Source organism: Pectobacterium nicotianae, from assembly GCF_023272715.1.
Lineage (GTDB): Bacteria > Pseudomonadota > Gammaproteobacteria > Enterobacterales > Enterobacteriaceae > Pectobacterium > Pectobacterium brasiliense.
Genome location: NZ_CP096821.1, coordinates 41,837 through 57,965 on the forward strand (window position 1 = coordinate 41,837; position 16,129 = coordinate 57,965).

The following is a 16,129-nucleotide window of genomic DNA, read 5'->3' on the forward strand; positions in this document are numbered from 1 at the left end:
TGCCGAATGGGGACGACGCCAGCTATAGAACTGTGGCTGGTATAGGGTATGCCCGTATGGGCACCATTAATCTCGCTTCTTAGAAGGAGTCATATTATGCGTAACTACGATTTATCACCTTTACTGCGTCAGTGGATCGGTTTTGACAAATTAGCCAGCTCAATGCAGGGCGGTCAGGAACCGATTGATTTTCCTCCGTATAATATCGAGAAGAAAGACGACAACCACTATCGCATCACGCTCGCGCTGGCAGGGTTCCGGCAGAGCGATCTGGATATCGAAGTAGAAGGCCCGCGCCTGACAGTAAAAGGCAGCCCGGCACCGTCCCAGAAAGCCGTGGAATATCTGCATCAGGGGCTGGTGTTTAAGCCTTTCACGCTGAGCTTTACGCTGGCCGAACATCTGCATGTGTCCGATGCCCATTTTGAAAATGGCCTGCTGCATATCGATCTGGTACGTGACGTGCCAGAAGCCTTGCAGCCTCAGCGTATCGCCATCAATAGTGACCGTCCGGCATTGAACCAGCAGCCTGCTGAAGATGCCTCATAACGCGATATCCGCATTATTTGTTTGATGATTTCCCGCGCCCGTATCATTACGGGCGCGGTTTTGTGTTGCCCGCCACGTTTCCTTTTCCAGCACTCTGCCAGAATCAAAATATACTCATCATATACTCGTAATACTTCAAGCTGCAGGTGCGTTGGCTGCGTTCACTCACCCGAATCACTTACCTGAGTAAGCTCATCGGGATTCCTTCTCTTGCCGCCTTCCTGCAACTCGAATTATTTGGGGTATAGAGTATAGCGTCAGTGGCATTTCCCAATAAAAACGTCCGCAAAGGATACGGGTATGAGTGATATCGCACTTACCGTGAGTATGCTGGCGCTGGTTGCGGTTCTGGGGTTATGGATCGGCAACTGGCGGATTTATGGCGTCGGTTTAGGGATTGGCGGGGTCCTGTTCGGTGGGATCATCGTCGGGCATGTTGCCCATCAGTACCAGATTCAATTGAATGATGACATGTTGCACGTCATCCAGGAGTTCGGGCTGATCCTGTTTGTCTATACCATTGGCATTCAGGTCGGGCCGGGTTTCTTTTCCTCTCTGCGGGTATCTGGCCTGCGCCTCAATGCGTTTGCGCTGCTGACGGTATTCCTCGGCTGCGTGGTGACCGTCCTGCTACATAAACTGCTCAATATTCCTCTGCCTATTATTCTCGGTATTTTTTCCGGTGCGGTAACCAACACACCGTCGCTGGGTGCGGGTCAGCAGATTCTGACCGATCTCGGGTCGAGTTCCGCATTGGTGAACCAGATGGGGACGGGCTACGCCATGGCCTATCCGCTGGGGATCTGCGGCATTTTGCTGGTGATGTGGCTGATGCGCGTTCTGTTCCGTGTCGCGGTGGAGAACGAGGCTAAGCAGTTTGAAGTCAGCAACGGTCTGCATCATGAGCAACTGCACACCATGAATGTGTCGGTGACGAATAGCAATCTGCAAGGGTTGGCGATTCAGGCTGTGCCGATTCTGAACCGCGACACCATCGTCTGCTCCCGCCTGAAACGCGGTGATGAACTGATGGTGCCGTCGCCGCAGACGCTTATCCAACTGGGCGATTATCTGCATCTGGTTGGGGCGAAAAACGATCTGGAGCAGGCGCGTCTGGTCATCGGTAATGAAGTGGAGGCATCGCTCTCAACGCGTGGCACGGATCTGCACGTTGAGCGCGTGGTGGTGACGAATGAGAAGGTATTGGGACGCAAGATTCGCGAGCTCAATCTGAAGCAAAACTACGATGTCGTGATTTCGCGCCTGAACCGTGCGGGCGTCGAGCTGGTTGCCAGCAATCAGGCTAGCCTGCAATTTGGCGACATTCTGAATCTGGTCGGGCGAAAAGCGGCGATCGATGCCGTCGCGGATATCGTGGGAAACGCGCAGCAAAAACTCCAGCAGGTACAGATGCTGCCCGTCTTTATCGGCATCGGGCTGGGCGTACTGCTGGGTTCGGTACCGCTGATGATTCCCGGCTTTCCCGTCGCGCTGCGGCTTGGTCTGGCGGGTGGGCCACTGGTGGTGGCGTTGGTGCTGGGGCGCATCGGCGGGATCGGTAAACTTCACTGGTTTATGCCGCCCAGTGCGAATCTGGCGCTGCGCGAACTCGGCATTGTGCTGTTCTTATCGGTCGTAGGGCTGAAATCTGGCGGCGACTTCGTCGATACGTTATTGAACGGCGATGGGGTGTGGTGGATTGGCTATGGCGCGTTGATTACGATTGTGCCGCTGCTGCTTGTCGGCGTACTGGCGCGGACGTTGGGTAAGATGAACTACCTGACGCTGTGCGGCATGTTGGCGGGCTCCATGACCGATCCGCCTGCGCTAGCGTTTGCCAATGGGCTACACCCGACCAGCGGTGCGGCGGCGCTGTCTTATGCGACGGTTTATCCGCTGGCGATGTTTCTGCGCATTATGTCACCGCAGCTGTTAGCCGTACTTTTTCTTACCCTCTAAATGTTATCAGCTGGATAAAAAATAATATTTTCTCGCCGAATAATGGCGATTTATTTCTTTATTTTTTAATAGAGGAATACCTGAGTGAATAAATAAGGAATGGATAACTGACTGTCTGGAAAAGAATTATATTACCACTGTTAGATATAAGGTTTTTTTATCATTGCGTTGTCGTTAACTTCGTTAATTTTATGTTCTTTAAATGTCAATTATTATTGAATTTTAAGGGTTTTTTATCAGGAAATTAAAACCACGATGGTTTCTTAAATAAATTAATGAACCACTTTAGTAACTAAAGTTACGCTATTTTATAGGTGCATTATAATACTATCTCTTCATTAATCACTTGATTTGATAAGACGAGAGAAGCACCCTGAACCCTTGTTTTCTCGTCTTTTTTTTCCGCAGATGATTCCTGTTGCGTTGTTTTCAGCAGGGTGACGAAGGAAGAATAACGAAATACCCACTCCTCCGCACGGGACATCCGTCGTGAATATCTCCTGAATAATTTGAGTGTGACTCGAAGTATGACGGGGAATACAGAATCCGTTTTAATGAAGAGTGGTGTTCTTATGTCTGCGAATAACAGCAGGTTGATAAAGCTTCTAGTTATCCTTTGTATTGCCGGTGGCTTATGGTTATTGCCGGTTCCTGACGGGGTTAAACCCGATGCCTGGCATCTGATGGCGATTTTCATTGCCACCGTTGTCGGTCTGATTCTTTCTCCTTACCCGCTTGGTGCGATGGCGATGTTCAGCCTGACCTCGGTCGCCATATTAGGGTTATTACCCATTAAAGATGTGCTGACGGGCTTTAGCGATCCCACCATTTGGATGATCGCCTGCGCCTTCTTTATCTCTCGCGGCTTTATCAAAACCGGCTTTGGCCGACGCATTGGTCTGCTGTTCATCAGCAAGCTGGGGAATAGCTCACTCGGTCTGGCGTATGGTCTGGTGTTTACCGACCTGATGTTCGCTCCGGCCATGCCTTCCACGTCTGCACGCTGCGGCGGGATCATCACTCCGCTGTTCCGGTCAATTGCCGAAGCCTATGACTCCACGCCGGAAAAAGGCACGCAGCGTCGCATTGGTGCGTTTCTGGTGCAGTCCATTTTCCAGTGTAACGCCGTGACTTCCGCGATGTTCATGACCTCCATGGCGGGTAACCCGATGGTGGCGAAGCTGGCTTCTCAGTTTGGTATTCACATCAGTTGGACGGATTGGGCGTTGGCGACACTGCTGCCGGGCTTCCTGTCTTTGGCGCTGATTCCTTACCTGATCTACCGTTTCTATCCGCCTGAACTGAAGAAAACCTCAGAAATGCGTGCGATTGCCGTCGAAAGACTGCGTGAAATGGGCAAAATGACCCGCGACGAATGGGTGGTGCTGGGCGTGTTCCTGGGTCTGGTGACCTTCTGGGTGCTGGGTTCTACGCTGAATATCGATGCAACCCTGACCGCGCTGGCGGGCCTGAGCGTGCTGTTGCTCAGCCGTGCGCTGACCTGGGATGATGTCGTCAGCGAGAAAGAAGCCTGGCACACCGTGGTGTGGTTTGCCGTACTGATGACGTTGGCTGGCCAGCTCAACAAGATGGGGCTGATTGCCTGGCTGGGTGGATTGGCCGGTAATGCGGTGAGTGGGATGCACTGGCTGCCAATGCTGGGTCTGCTGCTGCTGGTGTACTACTACAGCCACTACCTGATGGCGAGCGCGATTGCCCATATCAGCGCCATGTATGCGATTTTTGTCTCTATCGCGCTGGCAGCCGGTGCGCCGCCGATGCTGACCGTACTGGTATTCGGTATCTTCAGTAACCTGTTTATGTCCACAACCCACTACTCCAGTGGCCCAGCACCGATTTTGTTCGGCACCGGCTACGTGCCGCTGGGAACCTGGTGGAAGATAGGTTTCCTGGTCAGTCTGGTCATCATCCCTATCTGGCTGGGTGTTGGCGGAATGTGGTGGAAACTGCTCGGTTTCTGGTAAACGCAGGTACTGCTGGCTTTCCAGATGCGAAACATTCCTGACACAAAAAATGTACCGCAACGTTAAGCCTGATTTCCTTTCTTCAAGCCTACGCCCTGTTCTTGTGACGGGGCGTATGCATCACGGCACGCGAAACGCGACGAAACAGTATAAGATAACGGTGTGATGATGGTGGTTTCGGAGAGTGACATGGGCAAGAAAAAGGCACCGCTAAAGCTGGGAACATCGGTGTTTCTGATGGTGTCGGTTGTGCTTGGGGCGGTGTTGCTGGTGGTCTATTCCTTGCTGTTTTTTCGCATTAATCAGCTTTCAGAAGATCATCTGCGAGAAAAAGCCTTTGCCATTGCTCGCACATTTGCCGCCTCTCCCGTGGTGATTGATGAACTTAAAGGGATTGGTCGGCCTGAGGAAGTGCAGGCGGCGGCGGAGACGATCCGACTGCGTAATCAACTGCTCTTTGTCACGGTCACAGATATGGACACGGTGCGCCATAGCCACCCTGAACCGGAAAGAATCGGTGAGCATTTTGCCGGTCGGGACATCTACCCGGCGCTGTTGGGTATGGAAAATACCGCCATCAACCGGGGAACGCTCGATCCCGCGCTGCGGGTCTTTACGCCGGTTTTCGACAGCAACCATAAGCAGGTTGGCGTTGTCGCGTTGGGGATTGCCTTAACCAGCGTGCAGAAGGTGATCAGCGATAACCGCTGGATGATTCCCTGGACGCTATTGGCGGGGGCGCTGGTCGGCTGGCTGGGCACGCTGATTTTGGTGAAGGTGCTCAAGCGCATTATGCTGGGATTCGAGCCGTTTGAGATCTCAAACCTGTTTGAACAGCGTAACGCGATGCTCAAGCACATCAAAGAAGGCGTTATCGCGGTCGATCAGCATGGCCGGATTACGGTCATCAATGATGAGGCGCGACGGCTTTTCCGGCAGAATAAGCCGCAGGGCAGTGAAACGCCGGCTCCGAAGCCTGCTGAACGCGTCAGCGACCAGTGGCTTGAACATCTGCACCTGAAACAGGTGCTGGAGAGCGGTACGCCGCGGCGTGATGAAGAGATTAACTTTAACGGCCACCTGCTGCTGACTAACACCGTTCCGGTTTTTGTGAAGGGCGACATTATCGGCGCAATTGCGACATTCCGTGATAAAACGGAGATCAGCCAACTGCTGCAACGGTTGAGCGGGATGTCCTACTATGCGGATGCGTTGCGTGCGCAGTCGCACGAGTTTATGAACAAGCTGCACGTGATCCTGGGGATGCTGCACTTAAAATATTACTCGCAGCTGGAAGATTATATCCTGAAGACCGCCAATAATTATCAGGCGGAAATTGGTTCGATTATTCGTAAAGTGAAATCGCCAGTGATTGCCGGCTTCCTGTTGGGTAAAATCAACCGCGCGCGCGATCTTGGCATTACGCTCTCCATCAGTGAGGAGAGCCTGCTGCCGGATACTGATGATGTCGATGCCACCAATGAATTGATTACCGTATTGGGTAATCTGATTGAGAATGCGATGGACGCGATTGATCGGCAGGAAAATTGCGAAATCAGCGTGAGCTTCCATCATCAGAACGACCGCCTTCACTGCACCGTGGGGGATGATGGCCCCGGTATTTCACCGGAGAGTCAGGCGCGCATTTATGAACAGGGATTCTCTACCAAAGGCAGCGGGCGCGGTATCGGCCTGTACCTGACCAAGCAGAGTCTGGAGAAGATTGGCGGCACTATCGAGTTTGAATCAGAACCTGAGGTGTACACCCAGTTTTTCGTTACTATTCCTTATCAAGCAAGGCTGTTTGACCATGATTAATGTACTGATTGTTGATGACGATGCCATGGTTGCAGAGCTTAACAAATCTTATCTGAACCAGGTTTCTGGATTTAGCTGCTATGCGACCGTCCCCACATTGCAGCAGGCGCGCAACCTGCTGATGCAACCTGACTCGGAAATCGATTTGGTATTGCTGGATATTTATATGCAGCAGGATAATGGACTGGATCTGCTGCCGACTATCCGTGAATTCAGCGAAAAGACGGACGTCATCATCATCTCGTCTGCCAGCGATGTGTACACCATCAAGAAAGCGCTGCATTACGGTGTGGTGGACTATCTGATTAAGCCTTTCCAGTTCTCGCGTTTCGAACAGGCTCTGACCGCCTATCGCGAAGAGGCGAATTTGTTCAAGCACCGCGATTTTGTTGGGCAGTCGGATATTGATAACCTGATTCGTCGTACCAGCAGTAGCACAGTTAGCGAACGTAAGAAATTGCCGAAAGGGCTGACCAGCCTGACGCTGCGTACCGTCTGCGAGTGGATTGAAGGTAATCAGGGCATCGAGTTCTCTACCGAGATGCTGGCGAATGCGATTGGTATCTCCCGCGTCTCCTGCCGTAAATATCTGATCTATCTGTCTGACACTGGCATCCTGACCACCAATATCCTGTACGGCTCAACTGGCCGACCGGTGTATCTGTATCGCCTGCTGCCAGAAAAACAGGACTCGCTGCGCCAATACTGTGAATAAAAAGTTGTGAATAAAAGGCTGTGAATAAAAAGCGGTAAATAAATCGCGCTGAATAAGGTAAACAGAGACGAGGCGGGAGCGATCCCGCCTCGTGCTATCACAATTCAGTGACGATGAAACCAAATGGAGTTGGTTTAGTGGAACACGATAAATTTATGCAGTATGGCCGCGGGTTAGGGCTGTGGCGTAACCCACGGGAAAATATTAAGCCTGACCCAATAAATTACTTCAGGGATGACCCGATTTATCTCACGCCCCCAAAAGGGGAATGGATTAATCAGATCCAAGAATGCAAAAAAGAAAATAACCCATTAGAGAACGGTGTATTTATCTGGACCGAAATTAAGGGGACAGGTCACGCCTTTGTTTCCATTCACGAGGGTAATAGTGCTTCTGTTTTCACTTATGGTCGATTCGGTAGACGGTCTGGTGCTGGCGGGACTGTCGGTGATGGCATCTTAAACTTTTTGCGGTTTGAAGATGCCAGAAGATATTACCGAGAAGAGCTGTACAAGATGGAGGCGAAGGCATTTATCATTACAGATGCAGATCCTACGATTGCAAGAATGTACTTTGAAAGGCTGTGGCATTCAGGAAGCAAAGCTAAAGAGACGCCAGACATGGGGGATGATACCAAACGAGATGGCCACACAGTTGATCAATATGATGTGACAGGGGTTAACTGTACAACCCATACAACAAAAGGCGTGAAGATTGCGGGATCACAGATATTTGAGGGGGGATATACCACTCAATCTCAGATGCGAATTGATTACGAAGAAGATTTTGCCGTGCCGGTATCGCTACAGCGGTATTTAGAACGAAAAAGCGCTGAGTCATCGATGCTTGTTGTTGATATGACGAGTGAGTTTAGAAAGCAGTACCCGAATATTAATGGGTTTAACCCTCTAGATGAATCAACAATAAGAATGAAAGCTTTTCGAGCTGCTGCTGAGATAGCTTCTGGTGTTGGCAAGGTGTCGCCTTATTCTGGTGGTACTGTCGGGGGATTATTAGAAGGTATGCATGATGTTAACAAGTGAATGTAAGACGGTTATGCGCTGGGGAGGAATAGCATTAGTAACCTTCGTATATTATCTGTGGCTCTTTCTTGCTATTTTTCCGTTAGATGATAAAGGGGACATGCTACTGGGTAAGGTGGTTACTATCGAATATCATGAGGCCGTTATAGAAAATATTTATAAGGCCACAGATAATGTCCTTGAAGTTGCTTTAATTGGTTTTCCTGTGTGCGTGGCTCTGATTCTCATCATTTTCAAGAAGGTTAGATAGTTGTGGTCAGCAAACGGAACTGAATGCCATGTGTGGAATGAGATAACAAGGCGGGAGCTATCCCGCCTTGTGCTATCACAATTCAGTGACGATGAAACCAAATGGAGTTGGTTTAGTGGAACACGATAAATTTATGCAGTATGGCCGCGGATTAGGGCTGTGGCGTAACCCACGGGAAAATATTAAGCCTGACCCAATAAATTACTTCAGGGATGACCCAATTTATCTCATGCCCTCAAAAGGGGAATGGATTAATCAGATCCAAGAATGCAAAAAAGAAAATAACCCATTAGAAAACGGTGTGTTTATCTGGACCGAAACTAAGGGTACAGGTCACGCCTTTGTCTCTGTGCATGAGGGTAATAGTGCTTCTGTTTTCACTTATGGTCGCTTTGGTAGGCGGTCTGGTGTTGCCGGGGCTGTCGGTGATGGCATCTTAAATTTTTTGCAGTTTGAAGATGCCAGAACATATTACCGAGAAGAGCTGTACCAAACAGAAGCTAAGGTTTTTCTCATTACAGATGCGAATCCTGCGATTGCTCGATTGTACTTTGAAAAGCTATGGCGTTCAGGGGGCAAAGTGAAAGAAACAATCAAGATGGGAGAAAGCACTAAAAGAAACGGTCGTACAGTCGATCAATATGATGTGACAGGCGTGAACTGTACAACCCATGCAACAAAAGGCGTGAAGATAGCGGGCTCACAGATATTTGAGGGAGGATATACCACTCACGCCCAGATACGGATTAATTACGAAGAAGATTTTGCCGTACCGGTATCGCTACAGCGGTATTTAGAAAGAAAAAGCGGTGAGTCATCGATGCTTGTTGTTGATATGACGAGGGAGTTTAGAAAGCAGTACCCGAATACTGATAACTACACACCGATAAGTGAAGATACCACTTTAAGAGTCGTGTCCGAGGTTGTTTCTGGTATAGGTAAAATTTCACCTTATTCTGGTGGTTCTGTCGGTGGATTATTAGAAGGGATGCATGATGTTAACAAGTAAGTGCAAGACTTTTATTCGATGGTTCAGTATTTGCTTTGTCTCTTTTTTCTATTTGATAAGCATTGCTCTTTTTTCTTTTGGACATGTTCAAGATAAGGAAAGAATGGTTTTTTTATCTGATAAAACAGTGCCAGTTGAATACCATTTTGCGATATTAGCTGATATGCGGGAATCTATGGATTCCATGTATTCGGCCGTATTAATTGGTTTCCCCATCTGCATGACTCTGATTCTAATCATTTTCAAGAAGGTTAGATAAGAACGCGGTTGATGGGGTAGCGGAGCGCGGTTCTGAACCTGTGACACAGATAACGGCATAGCTGGAGCGCTGTGTATACGGGCTTAAATGGTTTTTCTCATTCAGAATAAGGTTTCCCCCTGATTGAGGGAAACCGTGATACTAAGATTAAGCAACCCAGCCCAGCAACAGCGTTGCGGCGATGACGGTAGATGCGCCGCCGATACGGGTAGCGATCTGTGCGAACGGCATCAGAGACATACGGTTAGAAGCAGACAGAATCGCTACGTCACCCGTACCGCCCAGCCCGCTGTGGCACGTGGTTACGATAGAAGCCTCAATCGGGTACATGTTCAGGTAAGGTGCAATCAGGAAGCTCACCAGCGCCATGGACAGCACCACAGAACCACAGACGATGACATAACCCACAGAGAATACTGCGACGACGCTTTCCAGCGGGATATACAGCATGCCCAGCCCGATCATCAGCGGCCACACCAGAGAACTGGATACGAACTTGTAAACGCTGTGCGCACCAGTTTCCATAATCGCTGGAATCACGCGTCCGTATTTACAGAACACGGCGATCAGAATCATCAGCACGGGGCCTGGGATGTGTACCAGTTTCTCAAACAGGCCACCGACGATGAAGAAGGCGCAAATCATCAACAGTCCGCCGCCCATCAGATGAAAATCAACCGGTTTTGGTGCTTCATTGACGGCAAACATCGCGTTGTCTTCATCGCTGCGAACCAGACGGCCCTCGCCGTTCAGATCCTTGCGGCGCATCCCCAGACGAGACAGCACGCCGGCACACAGAATTGCGAAGATGTTGCCGACGACGGCAGCAGGCGCTAACTGAGCCACATACACATCTGGGGTTTGTCCCAGAATGGCAGAGTAGGCGAGAGATAATGGCAGGATGCCTTCACCAATACCGCCACCGATGATTGGCACGATAATGAAGAAGAAGGTGTGATAGAAGCTATAGCCGCACAGTTTACCAACCAGTAAACCGGTTGCCAGTGCGGTTGCGGTGCCGATGACCAGAGGAACGAACATGCGCACCATCCCCTGAATCAGGATCTTGCGGTTCATACCCAGAATACTGCCGACCACCAGACAGGCGATGACGAAATACAGGAAGTTCGCCTCTTTCATCAGCAGGTGGACGGTTTTCATGGTGTTGTCGTTGAACAACTCAAAATACACCATAACGGATGGCACCATCAGGCACAGAATGGCCGGGCCACCGATATCTTTGAACACGGGAATGTTGCTGCCAATGTGTGCCAGTAAAAAACCCATCGTCATGATGACGGCGAAACCGCCAATCATATTTTTAGGCAAATATCCTTCGTAGGCCGCGATAGCGACAATGGCGGCAATCGCCATAAAAAGCGCAACGGGAACGGAGCCGATTTTCTTTTTTAAAAATCCCCCGATAAACGATTCTTGTGTTTCCAGAGCGAGATCGTTCTCACATAAAATATCAGTTTCAATTTTTTTCATTATATTCACCCTGCTAGGACAGTTGGTACAGAAAGAAATGACATACCTGCCGTTTAATATCGTTGAGGATATTGGTAACGCATCGTTGTCGACGCATCTTATTGGATTTTTGCTTGCCGATATCGGTGTGGACATCGAGCCTTGCTAATGCCAATGGCGGCGGGATGTTTATTATCAAAAAGCAGAAAAATACGTTTTTTTGTTTTTTATCAGTTAGTAACAAAAAGATAAGGAATGGTTGATGTTATTTAACAATGAACCCTGTTGGAGGGTAATCTAGCATGAGGGAATGTTAAAAATAATACGTTAATTACGTATTTGTGAACTTATCAGCAACTCTATTTTAAATAACTTATATTGTTTTTTTGTAATTAAAGTAATTTATCGAGGGAATGTGAAGGGTTAAAACAGAAGGAGAGGTAACTAACTGAGTGAAAAATACCACCTTATGAGAATAAGTAAATAGCGTGTTTTCATTTTAGTGAAAATATTTATTTAACTAAAATAGCCAATTAATTATTGAGCAATATCATTTTCTGCCAGTAGATACCCTGCCACGGGGATAACCCGAGAGGGCAGGGTCTCTGGCTGACATATTACCTTTTCAAACGATAAATGCCGTTAAAACGGACATTCATTCCGCCACAATTACCATTATCTTCCACGATCAAATTGCCGTTAATCAGCTGCATCACGCCCTTGCATTCAAACTCCTCAAGCGAATCACCCCATTGGAGCCTATTGCCGTTTGGTATCGCCGAGGCAGAAATGTTTCCGTAATGGACAATTCGTTCACCATAACTTGATACTCCACCATTCCAGGTCGCCTTACCTTTTAGATGAAGCGTGCCGTTTTTGCCGCGGGTAATTTTTATGCTATCACTATACTGATGCCATGAACCGAGCCAGGCGTTGATGCCTGCCGTTTTGATGGGCTGTTTTTCAAGATAAATCGATTGCATCCAGCCGACGAATTCGGATTTTTTGCCAAAATGCCACACGCAGGACCACCCGTTTTTTTCCTGCGCCACCAGCACGCTGTCACCTGCTTTCAGGCTGATTTTACTCTGGCAAACCGCCTTATTATCCGGGCATCCATCCCTTACATCATCATCGTAAAAGTGGACTTTATCGCCATGCGCTGCCGTGATTTTGGCGGCAGAGTATTGGTCTGGATAATCAGGAAACCCGCCATTACGGCACATCGTCATCTCATAACCCCAGCCTGCAAAACAGGGAAATGAAGTACATAACAACACAACGCTCACCATTCCTTTCATCGAGCTATTTTCCTTGTCAGCAATACAACCGATACAACAATAATTGTTGCGGCATGGATTAATTCTATCCCGATCTAATTGGATACGCAGCATCAAAAAGTGAAAGCGATATTGGCGAAAAATGGGATGGAAAATCTGGCGGAATAAGGGGGGGGGGGGTTGTGGTCAGTTAAAAGGGCAGAGATAAGTTTTTTTATGTAGCGTAGATAGTCATTTGCCTACTTATGGTGCCGTGGTAAATATCAGAATTTCTTATTATCCGTCAGGATTTTCACCTGCTGTTAACGTTTTTAACAAAAAATAGTGCTCAAATCTTGGACATGTAAGACCAGATGACTATAGTTTTTTTAATGGTGATAATTTCTTTATGTCCGCAAGCTATCGGTTTTTATCGCTGTTTTTTCAGAAAAAGGCAAAACATCCACCTTTGGTAAGGTGATGAGCTTGTATTTTATCTTTTAAGAAAATGTAAGGAAATTTTGTAAATCCTTACTGCTTATATTGACGTCACCGCCATCTGTTGAGAAATTGAGGGCGTCATAGGGATATAAGGAGGAAAGCAGCGGCTTGTCTGAATGATTCTACGTCTTCATCCAGCATCCGTGAGCGGGTTGTGGCGCGTCAAGGTATACGTTGTAGTTATTATGACTATATCCAACAGCGTGGCGGCCATCGGTTTTGGTAACCCCTTTCCTCTTCCTCATTATTTTAATTTTGCCTTCGGGCGACAGGGTACAGACCACAGTTCGTAAAAATACAGGTCTGGCCAACCATACCCAATTGATTTCGAGATGCAGGACGGAATATCAGCGCTGTTAACCACTGTGCGTTTAACGACAGAATTAACGCGTATGCAGCTTGGAGTATGGCGGGTATAGCACACAACATCATCCACAATGGAGCACAAGTAATGGAAAAATCCCTAGTTAAATCAAGGGTGTTGAAGTTCGGCCTTGGCTTGCTCGCCCTGTCCGTCGCTGCAGGCGTTCAGGCAAAGACGCTGGTGTACTGCTCAGAAGGCTCCCCGGAAGGTTTTAACCCACAGCTGTTTACCTCCGGTACAACGTTTGATGCCAGCTCTATTCCTATTTATAACCGCCTGGTGGAATTTAAAGACGGTACCACGGACACCGGTCCGGGTCTGGCTGAAAAATGGGATATCAGCGAAGACGGCAAAACCTATACTTTCCATCTGCGCAAAGGCGTGAAATGGCAAGACAGCAAGGATTTCAAACCTTCTCGTGAATTCAATGCCGATGACGTGATTTTCTCCTTCATGCGTCAGCAGGATGCCAACCATCCGTACCACAAAGTATCTGGCGGCAGCTATGAATACTATCAGGGTATGGGTATGCCGGAACTGGTCAGCAAAATCGAAAAAGTAGACGACTATACCGTCCGCTTTGTGCTGAACCGCCCTGAAGCGCCATTCCTGGCAAACCTGGCGATGGACTTTGCTTCCATCATGTCAGCGGAATATGCGGATAAGATGCTGAAAGCCGGTACGCCAGAGAAGATTGACCTGAACCCAATCGGTACAGGCCCGTTCCAGCTACAGCAGTACCAGAAAGATTCCCGTATTCTGTACAAAGCCTTTGAAGGCTTCTGGGGCACCAAGCCGGGCATTGACCGTCTGGTCTTCTCCATCACGCCAGATGCGTCTGTACGTTACGCCAAGCTGCAAAAAGACGAATGCCAGATTATGCCGTATCCAAACCCGGCCGATCTCGCGAAGATGAAAGAAGATAAGAACATCACGTTGCTGGAAAAGCCAGGCATGAACGTTGGCTATCTGTCCTACAACGTTGAGAAAAAACCGCTGGATAACGTCAAGATTCGCCAGGCTTTGAACTATGCGGTGAACAAGTCTGCCATTATCGAAGCGGTCTATCAGGGAGCCGGTCAGGCCGCAACTAACCTGATCCCGCCGACCATGTGGGGCTACAACAACGACGTTAAAGACTACAGCTACGATCCTGAAAAAGCGAAAGCCCTGCTGAAAGAAGCGGGTATGGCTGACGGTTTCTCTATCGACCTGTGGGCAATGCCAGTACAGCGTCCGTACAACCCGAACGCCCGTCGTATGGCGGAGATGATTCAGTCCGACTGGGCGAAAGTGGGCGTGAAAGCCAAGATTGTCACCTACGAGTGGGGCGAGTATCTGAAGCGTGCGAAAGACGGCGAGCACCAGACCGTACTGATGGGCTGGACTGGCGACAATGGGGATCCAGATAACTTCTTCGCGACCCTGTTCAGCTGCGAGGCTGCCAAAAATGGCTCCAACTACTCTAAGTGGTGTTACAAGCCGTTTGAAGATTTGATCCAACCGGCGCGTGCCATTTCCGATCACGAAAAACGTATTGAGCTGTACAAGCAGGCTCAGGTTGTGATGCACGATCAGGCTCCGGCGCTGATTGTCGCGCACTCCACCGTGTACGAGCCAGTGCGTAACAACGTGAAAGGTTATGTGATTCAGTCGCGTGGCGTGCATAGCTTCAACAACGTGACGTTGGATTAAGTCAGCCACTAGATTTCACGGACACTACAAACCCCGACCTTGCGGTTTCTCGTTAGAGGAACCGTGGAGGCGGGGTTTCTTGCCCGTTAAATTTATGGTTGTCTTCCCTGCCCGCTATCCTGCGGGCCGTCGCACACGACGTTTAAAATCGCACCTGGCGATTTTTTAGCTGTGAGCAATGATAAGCCTGATGGCCAATGAGCCAACGGGCATGAATAGAGAGTTCGGGATATGTTGCAGTTCATACTCCGACGTTTGGGGTTAGTTATCCCAACGTTTATTGGTATCACCCTATTAACCTTCGCGTTCGTGCACATGATTCCGGGCGACCCGGTGATGATCATGGCGGGGGAACGGGGTATTTCCGCCGAGCGTCATGCGCAGTTGCTGGCTGAAATGGGGCTGGATAAGCCGCTTTGGCAGCAATACCTCCACTATATTGGCGGCGTGATGCAGGGCGATCTGGGGATCTCCCTCAAGAGTCGTATCCCCGTGTGGGAAGAATTTGTGCCTCGCTTCAAAGCGACGCTGGAACTGGGTATCTGCGCGATGATGTTTGCTATCGCAGTGGGGATTCCGGTTGGTGTGCTGGCTGCGGTCAAACGCGGTTCCATTTTCGATCATACCTCTGTTGGCCTGGCGCTGACGGGCTACTCCATGCCTATCTTCTGGTGGGGCATGATGCTGATTATGCTGGTCTCCGTTCAGCTTGACCTTACCCCCGTTTCGGGACGCATCAGCGACACGATTTTCCTTGATGACAGCATGCCGCTAACCGGCTTTATGCTGATCGATACCCTGTTCTGGGGCGAGGAAGGCGACTTTATCGACGCGGTTGAACACATGATCCTGCCTGCCATCGTGCTGGGCACCATTCCACTGGCGGTGATTGTGCGTATGACGCGCTCCGCGATGCTGGAAGTGCTGGGTGAGGATTATATTCGTACCGCTCGCGCCAAAGGGCTGAGCCGTCTGCGTGTGATTGTCGTGCACGCGTTGCGTAATGCGATGCTGCCGGTGGTAACGGTAATTGGTTTACAGGTCGGTACCATGCTGGCCGGGGCGATCCTGACGGAAACCATTTTCTCTTGGCCGGGGCTGGGACGGTGGTTAATCGATGCGTTGCAGCGTCGTGACTATCCGGTGGTGCAGGGCGGCGTACTGCTGGTGGCCACCATGATCATTCTGGTGAACCTGCTGGTAGATGTGCTCTACGGCGTGGTTAACCCACGCATCCGTCACAAGAAATAAGG

Annotated in this window: 12 protein-coding genes; 10 read left to right on the top strand and 2 right to left on the bottom strand. The window is 49.4% G+C overall.

Annotated features, from left to right (window positions below):
- Positions 1-96: 96 nt before the first annotated feature.
- The 8 genes from ibpB to MYB54_RS00235 all read left to right on the top strand — a co-directional run bounded on the left by ibpB (position 97) and on the right by MYB54_RS00235 (position 9,328).
- On the top strand, positions 97-549 hold the full coding sequence (gene ibpB / locus MYB54_RS00200; protein WP_010281114.1) for a small heat shock chaperone IbpB: 453 nt from the start codon (positions 97-99) through the stop codon (positions 547-549).
- 300 nt (positions 550-849) lie between these two features.
- Positions 850-2,508 carry a putative transporter gene (locus tag MYB54_RS00205; protein ID WP_014917095.1) on the top strand — a complete coding sequence of 553 codons (1,659 nt, stop codon included), beginning with the start codon at positions 850-852 and terminating at the stop codon, positions 2,506-2,508.
- A 572-nt stretch (positions 2,509-3,080) separates the two neighbouring features.
- Positions 3,081-4,493 carry an anion permease gene (locus MYB54_RS00210; RefSeq protein ID WP_039276019.1) on the top strand — a complete coding sequence of 471 codons (1,413 nt, stop codon included), beginning with the start codon at positions 3,081-3,083 and terminating at the stop codon, positions 4,491-4,493.
- 189 nt (positions 4,494-4,682) lie between these two features.
- The gene (locus MYB54_RS00215) at positions 4,683-6,311 is read left to right on the top strand and encodes a sensor histidine kinase (RefSeq protein WP_014917092.1); all 1,629 of its coding nucleotides are present in this window, start codon (positions 4,683-4,685) and stop codon (positions 6,309-6,311) included.
- Positions 6,304-7,026: a two-component system response regulator DcuR gene (gene dcuR, locus MYB54_RS00220; protein WP_010281107.1), complete on the top strand. Its 723-nt coding sequence runs from the start codon at positions 6,304-6,306 to the stop codon at positions 7,024-7,026. The genes MYB54_RS00215 and dcuR overlap by 8 nt, the downstream gene beginning before the upstream one ends.
- 137 nt (positions 7,027-7,163) lie before the next feature.
- Positions 7,164-8,069 carry a hypothetical protein gene (locus MYB54_RS00225; RefSeq protein ID WP_180789427.1) on the top strand — a complete coding sequence of 302 codons (906 nt, stop codon included), beginning with the start codon at positions 7,164-7,166 and terminating at the stop codon, positions 8,067-8,069.
- Positions 8,053-8,319: a hypothetical protein gene (locus MYB54_RS00230; protein ID WP_039511540.1), complete on the top strand. Its 267-nt coding sequence runs from the start codon at positions 8,053-8,055 to the stop codon at positions 8,317-8,319. The genes MYB54_RS00225 and MYB54_RS00230 overlap by 17 nt, the downstream gene beginning before the upstream one ends.
- A gap of 115 nt (positions 8,320-8,434) precedes the next feature.
- Positions 8,435-9,328, top strand: a complete 894-nt coding sequence (locus MYB54_RS00235; RefSeq protein WP_180789426.1) for a hypothetical protein — start codon at positions 8,435-8,437, stop codon at positions 9,326-9,328.
- 406 nt (positions 9,329-9,734) lie between these two features.
- On the opposite strand, the gene MYB54_RS00240 is transcribed toward MYB54_RS00235, so the two are convergent.
- Both MYB54_RS00240 and MYB54_RS00245 read right to left on the bottom strand, forming a co-directional pair.
- The gene (locus tag MYB54_RS00240; protein ID WP_180789425.1) at positions 9,735-11,078 is read right to left on the bottom strand and encodes a 2-hydroxycarboxylate transporter family protein; all 1,344 of its coding nucleotides are present in this window, start codon (positions 11,076-11,078) and stop codon (positions 9,735-9,737) included.
- Positions 11,079-11,674: 596 nt separating this feature from the next.
- Positions 11,675-12,358 carry a hypothetical protein gene (locus tag MYB54_RS00245; RefSeq protein ID WP_180789424.1) on the bottom strand — a complete coding sequence of 228 codons (684 nt, stop codon included), beginning with the start codon at positions 12,356-12,358 and terminating at the stop codon, positions 11,675-11,677.
- A 910-nt stretch (positions 12,359-13,268) separates the two neighbouring features.
- Here MYB54_RS00245 and dppA point away from each other — a divergent pair.
- On the top strand, positions 13,269-14,876 hold the full coding sequence (dppA, locus tag MYB54_RS00250; RefSeq protein ID WP_039280150.1) for a dipeptide ABC transporter periplasmic-binding protein DppA: 1,608 nt from the start codon (positions 13,269-13,271) through the stop codon (positions 14,874-14,876).
- A gap of 231 nt (positions 14,877-15,107) precedes the next feature.
- Complete coding sequence (gene dppB, locus MYB54_RS00255) at positions 15,108-16,127, top strand: dipeptide ABC transporter permease DppB (RefSeq protein ID WP_010281089.1); 1,020 nt, start codon at positions 15,108-15,110, stop codon at positions 16,125-16,127.
- Positions 16,128-16,129 lie beyond the last annotated feature (2 nt).

Excerpts from the sequence above, each read along its gene's own strand:
- ibpB (WP_010281114.1), top strand. The coding sequence starts at position 97 with ATGCGTAACTACGATTTATCACCTTTACTGCGTCAGTGGATCGGTTTT.
- MYB54_RS00205 (WP_014917095.1), top strand. The coding sequence starts at position 850 with ATGAGTGATATCGCACTTACCGTGAGTATGCTGGCGCTGGTTGCGGTT.
- MYB54_RS00210 (WP_039276019.1), top strand. The coding sequence starts at position 3,081 with ATGTCTGCGAATAACAGCAGGTTGATAAAGCTTCTAGTTATCCTTTGT.
- MYB54_RS00215 (WP_014917092.1), top strand. The coding sequence starts at position 4,683 with ATGGGCAAGAAAAAGGCACCGCTAAAGCTGGGAACATCGGTGTTTCTG.
- dcuR (WP_010281107.1), top strand. The coding sequence starts at position 6,304 with ATGATTAATGTACTGATTGTTGATGACGATGCCATGGTTGCAGAGCTT.
- MYB54_RS00230 (WP_039511540.1), top strand. The coding sequence starts at position 8,053 with ATGATGTTAACAAGTGAATGTAAGACGGTTATGCGCTGGGGAGGAATA.
- MYB54_RS00240 (WP_180789425.1), bottom strand. The coding sequence starts at position 11,078 with ATGAAAAAAATTGAAACTGATATTTTATGTGAGAACGATCTCGCTCTG.
- MYB54_RS00245 (WP_180789424.1), bottom strand. The coding sequence starts at position 12,358 with ATGAAAGGAATGGTGAGCGTTGTGTTGTTATGTACTTCATTTCCCTGT.
- dppA (WP_039280150.1), top strand. The coding sequence starts at position 13,269 with ATGGAAAAATCCCTAGTTAAATCAAGGGTGTTGAAGTTCGGCCTTGGC.
- dppB (WP_010281089.1), top strand. The coding sequence starts at position 15,108 with ATGTTGCAGTTCATACTCCGACGTTTGGGGTTAGTTATCCCAACGTTT.